The 12,195-nt window shown below is 73.8% G+C and carries 12 protein-coding genes; 6 read left to right on the forward strand and 6 right to left on the reverse strand.

Annotation, left to right across the window (positions count from 1 at the left end; translation table 11 throughout):
- Positions 1-156: 156 nt before the first annotated feature.
- Both DVK44_RS34725 and DVK44_RS34730 read right to left on the reverse strand, forming a co-directional pair.
- Entirely contained in the window at positions 157-1,488 is a 1,332-nt protein-coding gene (locus tag DVK44_RS34725) for an SWIM zinc finger family protein (protein WP_408055379.1), read from the reverse strand.
- Positions 1,485-4,427: a DEAD/DEAH box helicase gene (locus tag DVK44_RS34730; protein ID WP_408055380.1), complete on the reverse strand. Its 2,943-nt coding sequence runs from the start codon at positions 4,425-4,427 to the stop codon at positions 1,485-1,487. The genes DVK44_RS34725 and DVK44_RS34730 overlap by 4 nt, the downstream gene beginning before the upstream one ends.
- A 275-nt stretch (positions 4,428-4,702) precedes the next feature.
- On the opposite strand from DVK44_RS34730, the gene DVK44_RS34735 reads away from it, so the two are divergent.
- The 3 genes from DVK44_RS34735 (at position 4,703) to DVK44_RS34745 (ending at position 6,727) form a co-directional block, all read left to right on the forward strand.
- Positions 4,703-5,854 carry a fatty acid desaturase family protein gene (locus DVK44_RS34735; protein ID WP_114664579.1) on the forward strand — a complete coding sequence of 384 codons (1,152 nt, stop codon included), beginning with the start codon at positions 4,703-4,705 and terminating at the stop codon, positions 5,852-5,854.
- Between the two features lie 69 nt (positions 5,855-5,923).
- The gene (locus DVK44_RS34740; protein WP_114664580.1) at positions 5,924-6,106 is read left to right on the forward strand and encodes a hypothetical protein; all 183 of its coding nucleotides are present in this window, start codon (positions 5,924-5,926) and stop codon (positions 6,104-6,106) included.
- Between the two features lie 150 nt (positions 6,107-6,256).
- Positions 6,257-6,727: a GNAT family N-acetyltransferase gene (locus tag DVK44_RS34745; protein WP_114665635.1), complete on the forward strand. Its 471-nt coding sequence runs from the start codon at positions 6,257-6,259 to the stop codon at positions 6,725-6,727.
- Between the two features lie 57 nt (positions 6,728-6,784).
- Here the strand turns inward: DVK44_RS34745 and DVK44_RS34750 are convergent, their stop codons facing one another.
- The gene (locus DVK44_RS34750; protein ID WP_114664581.1) at positions 6,785-7,384 is read right to left on the reverse strand and encodes a class I SAM-dependent methyltransferase; all 600 of its coding nucleotides are present in this window, start codon (positions 7,382-7,384) and stop codon (positions 6,785-6,787) included.
- Positions 7,385-7,470: 86 nt separating this feature from the next.
- Entirely contained in the window at positions 7,471-7,899 is a 429-nt protein-coding gene (locus DVK44_RS34755) for a PPOX class F420-dependent oxidoreductase (protein WP_114664582.1), read from the reverse strand.
- A gap of 146 nt (positions 7,900-8,045) precedes the next feature.
- On the opposite strand from DVK44_RS34755, the gene DVK44_RS34760 reads away from it, so the two are divergent.
- Together DVK44_RS34760 and DVK44_RS34765 are read left to right on the forward strand one after the other, a co-directional pair.
- Positions 8,046-8,459 (forward strand): roadblock/LC7 domain-containing protein, encoded by a 414-nt coding sequence (locus tag DVK44_RS34760; RefSeq protein WP_114664583.1) that lies wholly within the window; start codon positions 8,046-8,048, stop codon positions 8,457-8,459.
- A gap of 114 nt (positions 8,460-8,573) precedes the next feature.
- Complete coding sequence (locus tag DVK44_RS34765) at positions 8,574-9,551, forward strand: DUF6397 family protein (RefSeq protein ID WP_114664584.1); 978 nt, start codon at positions 8,574-8,576, stop codon at positions 9,549-9,551.
- Between the two features lie 92 nt (positions 9,552-9,643).
- On the opposite strand, the gene DVK44_RS34770 is transcribed toward DVK44_RS34765, so the two are convergent.
- Positions 9,644-10,399 (reverse strand): carbonic anhydrase, encoded by a 756-nt coding sequence (locus DVK44_RS34770; RefSeq protein WP_114664585.1) that lies wholly within the window; start codon positions 10,397-10,399, stop codon positions 9,644-9,646.
- 205 nt (positions 10,400-10,604) lie between these two features.
- Here DVK44_RS34770 and DVK44_RS34775 point away from each other — a divergent pair, with 205 nt between their 5' ends.
- A complete protein-coding gene (locus tag DVK44_RS34775) occupies positions 10,605-11,132 on the forward strand; it encodes a GNAT family N-acetyltransferase (protein ID WP_114665636.1) in 528 nt (175 codons plus the stop codon).
- Between the two features lie 13 nt (positions 11,133-11,145).
- On the opposite strand, the gene DVK44_RS34780 is transcribed toward DVK44_RS34775, so the two are convergent.
- The gene (locus tag DVK44_RS34780; RefSeq protein ID WP_114664586.1) at positions 11,146-12,171 is read right to left on the reverse strand and encodes a LacI family DNA-binding transcriptional regulator; all 1,026 of its coding nucleotides are present in this window, start codon (positions 12,169-12,171) and stop codon (positions 11,146-11,148) included.
- Between the last annotated feature and the right edge of the window lie 24 nt (positions 12,172-12,195).

Genomic DNA, 12,195 nt, shown 5'->3' on the forward strand with positions numbered 1-12,195 from the left:
GACGCCTCCCCGGTCGGAGTTCACCGAGTTCACCGGACAGGGCCATCGTCGCGCCGGCGGCCGGGCGGGGCAAGCGGCTTGCGGCAAGCGGCACATGGGCACGCGGCGTGCCGTGCGCGGGAAGCAGGCATGCCGTACGTGGTCATCCGTGTGTGTTCAGCCGTCCGTCATACCGTCCAGGGCCGCGGCGGGGTCGTGGGCGCCGGGTCCGGCCGGGGTCCAGCGGCCGTGCGTCACGTCGTAGGGCCACCATCGGCCGTCGCTCCCGTACCGCAGCCCCGCAGAGTCCCCGGCCACGGTCCAGCGGGCCGCGCCCGCGTGCACCGGCGCCGGACCCGGCCGGCCGCCGTCCGCCCAGGCGGCGTCGAGGGCGGCGCGCGCCCGGGCGAGGTCCGCCGGGCCCGGCTCCCACTCCTCGTCCAGTACGGCCAGGGCCGCGGCGCCCCCGTACCGCCACGCGCGCACCGCGAGGTCCAGCTCGGCCGGCGGGCGGCCGGTGCCCGACGCCAGCCGCTCGTCGATCAGGGCCGGACGCCCCGGCGCGGTGGCGGCGAGCCGTACACCGTCCTGGCGAACCGTCAGTTCAGCTTCCAGTGGCTGGAGTTCATGGCCGGGCGAGAGCGCGTCGGAGAGCAGCCGCAGGGCGCGCGCCGCCGTGGCGGCGGCCAGGAACTCCAGGGCCGCCGCCTCCGCTCCGGCGGGCGGAGCGGTCTCCGTGTTGAGGGACGGCGACGGCCCCGGCTCGGCCGGCGCCCGCGGGGGAGCGGGCAGCGGCGGCAGGATGTCACGCGCCGCGAAGGCCGCCGCCGCGTCGACCCCCGCCGGTCCCCGGTCCTCCCCGGCCGCGCGCTCCGCACCGGCGGCCCGCGCCGCGCCGCGCGACTGGAGTGCGGACAGCAGCCGCCGCTCGGTCCGGCCGCGCAACAGCAGCAGAACGAAAGGATCCTGGTCCAGCAGCCGGGCCAACTGATAGCAGAGCGCGGCCGTATGGGGACAGTGGTCCCACGCCCCGCACCCGCACTCCGCCTCCAAGTCGCCCACACCCGGCAGCAGTTCCACTCCCGCGCTCGCCGCGTCCTCCATCAGGTGCGGCGGCATCTCCCGGTCGAGCAGCGCCGCGACATGGCCCGCGCTGTCGACGGCCATCTCCACGAAGCGGTCCCATTCGTCGTCGGTCAGCCGCCGCAGCAGCACATCGCTCCGGTGGGCGGTGCCGTCCCGGTCCCGTACGACAGCGGTGATCCGGCCGGGACGTACGGACACCGCGCCCACCGCGCCGGCGCGGGCCCGCGCGCGCCCCTTCGGCAGCTGCTGGCCGTCGAGGGCGGTGTCCTCCAGCGCCTGGAGCCAGGCCCGGCCCCACCAGGTGGCCGCGAAACCCCTTCCCCGGGCAGGCGGTTGGGCGGCGAAGGTGCGTACCTCGTCCTCCGCCGCGTGCGCCGTCTCCGTCATCTCCGTCGCGTCGGCCGTACGGTTCGTCTCGCTCATCGCGCGCTTCCTCGCAGCTCCACCAGATCCGCCAGCTCGGCGTCGGTCAGTTCGGTCAGGGCGGTCTCGCCCGAGCCCAGCACGGCGTCCGCCAGCCGCTGCTTGCGGGCCAGCAGCCCGGCGATGCGGTCCTCGATCGTGCCCTCGGCGATCATCCGGTGCACCTGTACGGGCCGGTTCTGCCCGATCCGGTACGCCCGGTCCGTGGCCTGCGCCTCGACGGCGGGGTTCCACCACCGGTCGAAGTGCACGACATGCTCGGCGCGGGTGAGGTTGAGCCCGGTGCCCGCGGCCTTCAACGACAGCAGGAAAACCGGCACTTCGCCGTTCTGGAAGCTGTCGACCATGGCCTCGCGCTCCGGGATCGGCGTACCGCCGTGCAGGAACCGCGTCACCACCCCGCGCGCCGCCAGATGCCGTTCCAGCAGCCGCGCCATCCGCACGTACTGCGTGAACACCAGCACACTCGCCCCCTCCGCCAGGATGGTGTCGAGCAGCTCGTCCAGCAGCTCCAGCTTCCCCGACCGGTCCGCGAGACGCGGCTCCTCCTCCTTCAGATACTGCGCAGGGTGGTTGCAGATCTGCTTGAGCGAGGTCAGCAGCTTGACGATCAGTCCGCGCCGCTCGATGCCGCCCGCCCCGGCGATCGCCGCGAGGGTCTCGCGTACCACCGCCTCGTACAGTCCGGCCTGTTCGGCGGTGAGCTGGACGGCCCGGTCGGTCTCGGTCTTGGGCGGCAGCTCGGGCGCGATCCCGGGGTCGGACTTCCGGCGGCGCAGCAGGAACGGCCGGACCAGCGCGGCGAGCCGCTCGGCCGCCGCCGGATCCTCCCCGCGCTCGACGGCGTCGGCGTACCGGGTACGGAAGGTGCCGAGGCGGCCGAGGAGCCCCGGGGTCGTCCAGTCCAGCAGCGCCCACAGCTCGGAGAGATTGTTCTCCACGGGCGTGCCGGAGAGCGCGACCCGGGCCCGCGCGCCGATGGTCCGCAGCTGTCGCGCGGTCGAGCTGTACGGGTTCTTCACGTGCTGCGCCTCGTCGGCGACGACCAGGCCCCAGTCCACGCCCGCGAGCCGCGCCGCGTCCAGCCGCATCGTGCCGTACGTGGTGAGGACGAACTCGCCGTCCGCCGGGGCCTCCAGGGTGCGCGAGGCGCCGTGGAAGCGGCGGACGGGCGTACCGGGGGCGAAACGTTCGATCTCGCGCTGCCAGTTGCCCATCAGGGAGGCGGGACAGACCACCAGGGTCGGACCGGCCGCCGACGGATCGGTCTGGCGGTGCAGATGGAGCGCGATGAGGGTGATGGTCTTGCCGAGCCCCATGTCGTCCGCGAGACAGCCGCCGAGACCGAGCGAGGTCATCCGGTGCAGCCAGTTCAGACCGCGGAGCTGGTAGTCGCGCAGCGTCGCGGTGAGGGCCGCGGGCTGGGCGATGCCCGGCTCCGCCTCCCGTCCGGCGCGCTCCGGGTCGGCCAGCAGGTCGCGCAGGCCGGCGAAGGGCCCGGTGGGGCGGACGGCGTAGCGCCGGCCGCCGATCTCGGTGGAGCCGGTGAGTACGGCTTCGAGCGCGTCGACCGGGGTGAGTGTCCGGTCCCGGCTCTCGCGGGCGCGCCGGACCTGCGCGGGATCGACCAGCACCCACTGGTCGCGCAGCCGGACGACGGGACGGCTCGCCTCGGCGAGCCGGTCCAGCTCCGCCCGGTCGATGGTCCGGTCGCCCAGCGCGAAGTGCCAGACGAAGGAGGCGCGGGCGTCGGCGGAGAGGAAGGAGGGCAGCGCGCCGCCTTCTCCGTCGTCGGTGTCGTCGCCGCGCAGACCGATGGACGCGCTCGCGGTGAGCGTGCGTGTCAGCGCGCGCGGCCAGTGCACCTGGACACCGGTCGCGGCGAGCGCCTCCGACGCGTCACCCAGCAGCTCGGTGACCTCCTCGTCGGCCAGTTCGATCCCGTCGGGTACGGCGGCGGAAAGCAGCGGGGCCAGCGGCGGCCACGCGCGGGCGGCCCGGCGCAGGGCGAGCAGGGCGTCCATGCGGGCGCGCGGGCCGAAGGCCGTACCGGCGTCGCCCGACCACACCGCGCCCGCGTCCACGACGGTCGCCGGGTCGCTGACGCTGTGCATCTGGAGGACGGCGCGGAAGGCCGCCCCCGGAACGGCGGGCTCCGGTCCGCCGTCCGGTCCGCTGCCGATGCCGCCGTCGATACCGCCGGCGCCGTCGATACCGTCGCCGATGCCGGGCAGCTCGACGCGGAGCGAGAGCCGTACCCCCGCGTCGTGCCCGGCGGCCACCTCACCGGCCCAGTCCCGCAGTTCGGGAAAGCGCTGGGGCGGTACGGCGGCGAAGGCGGCGCCCGCGGTGACGACCGGCGCTGCGGGGGTGCGCGGCAGCCCGTCGACGACCGCGTCGAGGAACTCCCGCAACAGCCGCTCTGGGTCGGGGAGCAGCAGCGGGTCCTGCCCGGCGTCGAGCGGTACGGCGTGTGCGGTGGGCGGCATCGAGGCCGCCAGCGTACGGATCAGATCCAGGTCGTCCGCGGTCAGCGGCCCGGCCCGCCACGCGTCGTGGTCCGACTCGGTGAGGCCCGGCAGCATCCGCCCCTGGGCGGCCAGCCGGAGGGCGAGCAGCGCGGCCGTGCCCCAGAAGGCGGCCGACGGTGAGGCGTCCGCCGCGGTGCGTCCCCTCGTCAGGAGGGGCAGCGCGTCCGCCACGGGCACCAGCAGCGCCCCGGCCGTGAGGAGGCCGCCGTAGGTGTCCACGACGACCAGCTCCTCCCAGGAACCCGGAACGGCCGCCGGCCGCGCGCCCTCGGCGTGCCAGTAGGCGATCCGGCCGGCGCGCGCCGGATCGGAGGGAAGGAAGACTGCGGAACAGCGGGCGAGTCCGGCGATCCCGGAGGGTGTCGTGGCGGATGTCGTGGCGGGTGCCGCCGCGGGGAGCCTGTGCACGGGGAGACGCATTCCTCAAGTTTGACTACTGGGGGTCGGAGCGGCCGAGGGTACCCCACATCGACGCCTCCCGGAGCACGCGGCTGAGGTCAGCACCCCACGCGGCCTCCTTGAAACCCCCGTCCCGTCCGGGGGATTACCTCATGGTCCCGGCCGGTCGCGCGGCCGTACGTTGCAAGAGGTCGAGCGCGGTCCCGCTCGTACCCCTCCCGGCCCCTTCCCGGCCTCCCCGTTCACCTCATTCGCTCACAGACGCCCACAGACCGGAGACAGCCATGCCCCGAGCCGCTGCCGCGCCTCCCGCCGTACCGCTCGCCGCGCAGCCCGTGCCCATACCCGTACCCGAGCCCGCGACACCCGAGCCCGAGCCCGTGTCCGCACCCCGGCGCGCGGACGGCGCGGGTCGCACGGGCGGCAGCGAGTTCACCCCCCTTCTGCGGGTGGTGCGGGAGCAGGGCCTGCTGGAGCGCCGGGCGGGCTGGTACGCCCGGAGCATCGCGGTCAACCTCGTGTTCCTGGCCGCGCTCGTCACCGGGCTGGTCCTTCTCGGTTCCTCCTGGTGGGCACTGCTCCTGGCCCCGCCCCTGGCGATCGTCTCCGCCCGTACGGCGTTCATCGGCCACGACGCGGGCCACGGCCAGATCACGGCGGACCGGGGCCGGGGCCGCGTCATCCAGCTCGTGCACGCCAATCTGCTGCTCGGGATGAGCCAGGAGTGGTGGAACGACAAGCACAACCGGCACCACGCCAACCCCAACCACCTGGACAAGGACCCGGACGTGAAGGCGGACATCCTCGTCTTCTCCTCCGACCAGACCGCCGGGCGCACCGGGCTGCGCGGCTGGCTCACCCGCCACCAGGCATGGCTGTTCTTCCCGCTGACCACCCTGGAGGGCATCGCCCTCAAGGTGTACGGCTTCCAGGCGGTCTTCTCGCGCACCGGCCCCACCCTGCCGCCGCGCCGCCGCGCCGTGGAGGGCGCGCTGCTCCTGGTCCATGTGGCCGCCTACACGGCGCTGCTCCTCACCACCATGAGCGCCGGCCGGGCACTGGTCTTCGCCCTGATCCACCAGATGCTGCTCGGGCTGCACCTCGGTATGGCCTTCGCCCCCAACCACAAGGGCATGGAGATGGCCGACGGGGAGAACGGAGCGGACTGGGGACATCTGCGCAAGCAGGTCCTCACCTCGCGGAACGTCCGCGGCGGCCTCCTCACGGACTGGTTCCTCGGCGGGCTGAACTACCAGATCGAGCACCACCTCTTCCCCAGCATGCCCCGCCCCCATCTGCGGCTGGCCCAGCCCCTGGTACGGCGGCACTGCCGGGAGCTGGGGCTCCCGTACACCGAGACCGGGCTGATCGAGTCGTACCGGCAGGCCCTCGGATACATGCACGAGGTCGGCGAACCGCTACGCGTCGGCGCATAGTGGAACTGGCGGCCCGCCGCGTACGTTCACTGGACACGGAGCGGCACGGCCGCAGAGGAGGCGTGGAAGATGTCGACAAACGCGAAGATCGCCATCGGGGGAGTGGCCGTTGGCCTTCTTCTCTGGCCGCTGATCGGATTCTGGTTCTCCCTGCTGGTGGTGATCGGAGTGCCGGCAGCCGCGTATCTGATGCTGGACCCGTCGCAGCGCCGCAGGCTGCGCCGGATCAACCGCAAGGAGATCGGCCGCTGAGGCAGGCGGCCCATCCCGGGAGTGCGCGGGGGCCCGGACCGTCCGTTCGCGGCGGTCCGGGCCTTCGTATGCCGGGGTCCGGGCCTCGTACGCCTGTGGGCCGGGGCCCGTATCCCTGTCCCGGCGCGGTGGTCCGTAGAGTTCGGAGCCGTGAAAATCATTCCCGTCGCCTACGACCACCCCGACGCCGTCGCCCTCGCGGAGCAGGTACAGGAGGAGTACCGCCGCCGGTTCGGCTACGACGACGCGACACCCCTGCATCCCTCGTACTTCGAGCCGCCGAGCGGTCTGTACCTCCTCGCCTACGACATGGACACCGCCGTCGCCTCCGGCGGCTGGCGCGCCCAGGACAGCCGCGAGGAGGGGTACGCGCCGGGCGACGCCGAGGTCAAGCGCATGTTCGTCGCCCCGGAGGCCCGGGGGCGCGGGCTGGCGCGCCGGATCCTGGCCGCGCTGGAGGAGAGCGCGCGGAGCGCCGGACGGATCCGGATGGTGCTGGAGACCGGCCATCTGCTGGGCGAGGCGACCAGCCTGTACCGGTCCAGCGGGTACGGGCCGACGGCGGGATTCGGGCGGTATCGGGGGAACGCGGACAGCACGTTCTTCGAAAAGCCGCTGTAGGCCGCCACCGCCCGTGGGGCGCCACTCGCGGAACCTGCCCCCAGGCCGCCGCGCCGTTCAGTCCCGGCGGACGGCCAGCGCCAGGAAACGCCCCGGCTCGTCGGTGTACGACTCCAGCCGCCAGCCCGCCCCGGCGAGCAGGGGGCGCAGCCGGGGCTCGGCCCGTGCGTCGTCGTCGGTGATCCGGCGGCCCTGCCGGGCGGCGAGCGCGGCCCGGCCTAGGGGATGGAACAGCGCCAGCCGGCCGCCCGGCCGCACCACCCGGGCCAGTTCGCCGAGATCCCGTCCGGGCTCCGGGAGATGGCCGATCAGCCCCGCGCCGAAGACCGCGTCCAGCGCGCGGTCGCGCAGCGGCAGCCGCGTCACATCGGCGAGCAGCAGCCGTCCGCCGCGCCGCCGGCCCGCTCGTACGGCCTCGGCCAGCATCTCCGGGGTGAGATCGGCGCCCAGCACCGTTCCGCGCTCGCCCACCGCGGCCCGCAGGGCCGGCAGCGCGCGTCCCGTGCCGCACCCCGCGTCCAGCACGGCGTCACCGGGGCGCAGCCCCAGCGCGGCGACGGCGGCGGTGTAGGCCGGGCCGTCGTCGGGGAAGCGCCGGTCCCAGCCGGCCGCGCGGGCGGCGAAGAACTCCTGGACACGGGTGTGGTCGCGGGTCATGGGGACATGATCCCCCGGACCGGCCCGCCGATCGGTTCAGCCCATCGGTTCTGCCGGCCGGTATTGCTGCTCGGCCGGTCATCCGGTCAGCCGGTCATGTCCGCGAGGGCCGAGACCCGTTCGACCCGTACCCGCACCAGTAGCTCGCCCGGCACGGCGTTGCGCCGGCCGAACTCCGCGGCCCGCTCCTCTCCCATGTAGCGCGCGGCGATCCGGGTGCTCCATTTGAGGAGTTCCGCCGGATCCTCGTCGGTCTCGGCCCGGCCGTGGACGACCGCGAAGGCGAACGGCGGACGCTCGTCGTCCACACAGAGGGCCACCCGGCCGTCCCGCAGCAGGTTGCGGCCCTTCACGGTCTCCTTGCCGGTGTTGAAGACGAGATCATCCCCGTCCATGACGAACCAGACCGGCGCGATGTGCGGGCTTCCGTCGGCCCGTACGGTGCACAGCTTTCCGGTGCGCGTGCCCTCGGAGACGAAGGCATGCCACTCGTCCTTGCTCATGTTTGTCGGCATGACCGTATTTTCCGCCGGTGGGACAATCGGCGCGATGTGTGGCTCACGGATCGTGCCGATCCGGAGGCCGCTTGCGTCGCGGCGGCGGGTACGGAACGCTACGGGCGTTGCGGATACGGGAACATATGAACGGGGAGGGGCGGGAAATGTCACTCGAAAAGGGCCTTGACTGGCTGTTGGACGACCTGACCGAACGGGTCGAGCACATCAAACACGCACTGGTGCTCTCGAACGACGGTCTGGTGACGGGGGCCAGTTCGGCGCTGGCCCGCGAGGACGCGGAGCATCTCGCGGCGGTCTCCTCCGGGCTGCACAGCCTCGCGCGCGGCTCGGGGCGGCACTTCAGGGCGGGACAGGCGAGACAGACGATGGTGGAGTTCGACGAGGCGCTCCTGTTTGTCACGGCGGCGGGGGAGGGCAGCTGCCTGTGTGTGCTGACCACGGCGGAAGCGGATGTCGGTCAGGTGGCATACGAGATGACGCTGCTGGTCAACCGGGTCGGTGAGCATCTCGGTGTGCCGGCGCGGCAGCCGGACCACACGAGCCTGAGCGGGCTCTGACCGCCCGGCCGGTTCTGCCGTGCGCGGCGAGTTATCCACAGGCCCGGCGGGGGGTCTGCGCGCCACGCTATGGTCGTCACCGAGAGTAATTGATGCTCACGGGGGAGGACCAGCATGTCCATCAATGACGCCAGGACACGGCAGCCGGAGACGGTCGGGGTCAACACGGCCGCTCGGGAACTGGAGCTGAGGCGGGGCGAGTTCGCGCTCGCCGCCCAGCTCGGCCATATCCGCACCACCGCCGGGGCGACCGGGGCCGGCGGCGGGCGCCGGGTCAGCCGTCAGGAGATCGAGCGGCTGCGGGCCGCCGAGGGTTTCCCGGAGACGCTCCGGGAGCGGGTGCGGACGGTGGGCACGGCCGAGGGCGCGGAGCTGCTGTCCGTGAGCCCGGGCCGGTTCACCCGGCTGGCGCGGGCCGGCCTTGTCGCACCGGTGAGCTTCTATCTGAACCGGTACCGGGCGGTGGTCTGGCTCTATCTGGCGGACGACCTGCGGGCGTTCGCCGCGACGGAACCGGTCCTGCTCACCGGCCGGTTCCCGGAGGCCCTGCGCGCGGGCCTCGACGCGGGGGAGGACCGCAGGCCGCGCAACTGGCGCGGCAGGCGTGTCGGCCGGCTGCTGCACGAGAGCGACGATCCCTGGGAGCGGGCGGCCGTCGCCGGGTGCGTTCTGGACCCGGCCCATCTCGCGGAGCTGGTGCGGGATCCGTACGAGCGCGCGTATCTGACCCGGCTGCGGCCCCGTCTCACGCCCGCGTACCAGGAGTCCGAGGCGGCGCGGGAGACGGTGCGCCGGCTGGTGGTGGCGGACGATCCGGACGAGATCCAGTGGCACCGGGCCGTCCTGGGGAGCCTCTTGGAGGAGGCCCGGTCCGTACGGCCCGCTCCGCGCCCCGACGGCGACGGCCGGACCCGTCCCGCCCCCGGTCCGCCCGCCGCGCGGGAAACGTCCTGTGGAGCCCGTCGTGGCGGGCTGCTGGCCCGGCTGAGGGGCGGACGGGTCCTGCTCCCCGGCCGCCGGAGGGAGGACCGGAGAGAGGAACGGACGCCTGCGCCGGGGACCGTGACGCGGCGTGAGGGGCCGCGCCGGTGAGGCGGGAGCGTCCGGGCACCGCGCGCCGTGTACGGCGGCGCGCCGCCGCCCGGCTCCGGCGGGAGCGGGACGGCGGCGCGCGGGAGCCAGGATCAGCCGATGCGGTGGACGAGCTGGGTCGTCAGCTCGTAGCGCGCGCCGACGATGGCCAGCGTGCCCTTGTCCACCCTGGCGGCGAGATCGGGTTCGGCGGCGAGCCGCTTGCGGACGGCCTCGACCTGGGCGCTCACGGTGGAGTCGACCCGCTCGGCGCCCTCCTTGCTGTGGTCGATCACCGGGCGGATCTCGTCGGCCAGATACTGGATGTGCGCCGGAAGGTGTCCCCCGCTCTCCTCCGTCTCGACCGCCGCCTTGACGGCGCCGCACGACTGGTGGCCGAGGACGAGGATCAGCGGGATGTCCAGCTCCAGGGCGCCGTAGCAGACGGAGCCGAGGACGGCCTCGTCCAGCACCTGGCCGGCCGAGCGGACGGTCATCAGGTCGCCGAGTCCCTGGTCGAAGGCCAGCTCCGGGGGGACCCGGGAGTCGATGCAGCCGAGCACGAGGGCGAAGGGGTGCTGGCCCGAGACAAGGGCCTCGCGCACGGTCCGTGTCTCGTGCGGGTGCTGCTCCCGGAAGGTGCGCCAGCGGTGGTTGCCCTCCGCCAGCTCCCGGAGCGCGGCGTCCGGGGTGGTCGGGCGGGGGCGCTCGGCGCGGGGCCGGCCGGCGGCTCCGGCAGAGGGTGCCGTCAGTGCCACACCTGCCGTCGCGGCCGTCCCCGCGAGGGCCGCGCGCAGCAGGGAACGGCGAGGAGTGCCGAGCGTGGGGGTGGTGGGGGTGGTGGAGGGTGCGTGTCTGGTCGATATCACGGCCGGAGACTATCCGTGAGATCTTTGGCCATGGATTTCGGTTGGTGATTTATTGACCCGATCTTGAACCAACGACCGCTCTCGCACCAGGTATTTGGCGTGAAGTCGCCAACTCTTCGCCTCTCGGTTTGGATCGCGGTGGAGCGTGTGCGTGCCGCTGACCATGGTGTGGTTGCATGATCCGGTGATACGACCGATCGGTTCCATGGACGAGAACGCCGGCCCGGCACATCGAATCCGGCCACGGGAGAAGGGTGACCTGGAGGCGTGCGCGCGGGTGCTCGCCGAGGTGCACCGGGGCGACGGCTACCCGGTGAACTGGCCCGAAATCCCCGCCGATTGGCTGGCGCCCCCGGGACAGCTGGCCGGCTGGGTCGCCGAGCTGGACGGCCGCATCGTCGGACATCTGGCGCTGTCCCCGGCGGGCGACGGGGACGCGGCGCCCGGGCTGTGGAGCGCGCGCACGGGCCGGCCCGCCGCCGGCAGCGCGGTGGTGAGCCGGCTGTTCGTCTCGCCGTCGGCGCGCGGCCACGGCCTCGGCGCCCTGCTGCTGGACCGGGCGGTACGGGACGCCGCCGCGCGCGGACTCCACCCCGTACTGGACGTCGTCGCCTCCGACACCGCGGCGGCGGCGCTCTACGAACGCCTCGGCTGGCACCTGCTGGCCGTCGTGGAGCAGCGCTGGAGCCCGGACCGGACGGTCACGGTCCGCTGTTACGCGGCGCCCGCCTGAGCCGCGCGGACGGTCAGCGCGCCGCCGGCCGCCGGGTCGAGCTGCGGACCACCAGTTCGGGCTGGAGCACCACCGAACGGTGCGTATGACGCTCCGCGCCGGGTCCCGTCTCGGCCATCAGCATCTCGGCGGCCGTCCGCCCCATCGCGTCCGCCGGCTGCCGTACCGAGGTCAGCGGGACGACCGCCGCCGCGGCGAACTCGATGTCGTCGTACCCGACGATCGACACATCGCCCGGCACATCGACCCCGGCCCCGTACATGGCCTGGAGCACCCCCAGCGCCAGCAGGTCGTTGGCGCAGAAGACGGCGGTGGGGCGCTCGGCGAGGCCCAGCAGCCGGGCCCCGGCGTCGATGCCCGAGGCCACGTCCAGCCGCGCCGACTCCACATGGCGCAGCGCCCCGTCCGGCAGCCCCGCCTCGCGCAGGGCGCGCAGCGCGCCCGAGTGCCGGTCGCGGCACTGGGGCAGCGACATCGGGCCGCTGATGTACGTCACCGAGCGGTGCCCCGCGGCGAGCAGATGCCGCACCGCGAGGGCGCCCCCGGCGACATCGTCCACCGAGACCGAGCAGCCCTCGGCGGCCGGCACGGCCCGGTCCACATGGACGAACGGAATGTCCCGGCGCGCGAACTCCCGCACATTGCGGCCCGTCGCGTCCGCCGGGGTCAGCAGTACCCCGCGCACCCGCTGCTCGGCGAAGAGCGACAGATACTCGGCCTCCTCGGCCGGGCTGCCCGCGCTGTTGCAGAGCATCACCCCGAGCCCCGTCTCCCGCGCCGCGCGCTCCGCGCCCTTCGCGATGGCGACGAAGAACGGATTCGCCATGTCCAGCACCAGAATCGCCAGAATGCGGCTGGTGCCGACCCTGAGCTGACGGGCCGTCTCGCTCCGGACGAAACCGAGCTGGTCTATGGCCGCCCGTACCCGCACCCGGGTGTGCTCGGACACCTTCTCCGGCCTGTTGAGCACGTTCGAGACAGTGCCGACCGAGACACCGGCCATCCTGGCCACGTCCTTGATGCCGACCGTCTGCGCCACGCGTCCTGCCTGTCCTGTCACATC

The sequence above is a fragment of the Streptomyces paludis genome (assembly GCF_003344965.1).
Lineage (GTDB): Bacteria > Actinomycetota > Actinomycetes > Streptomycetales > Streptomycetaceae > Streptomyces > Streptomyces paludis.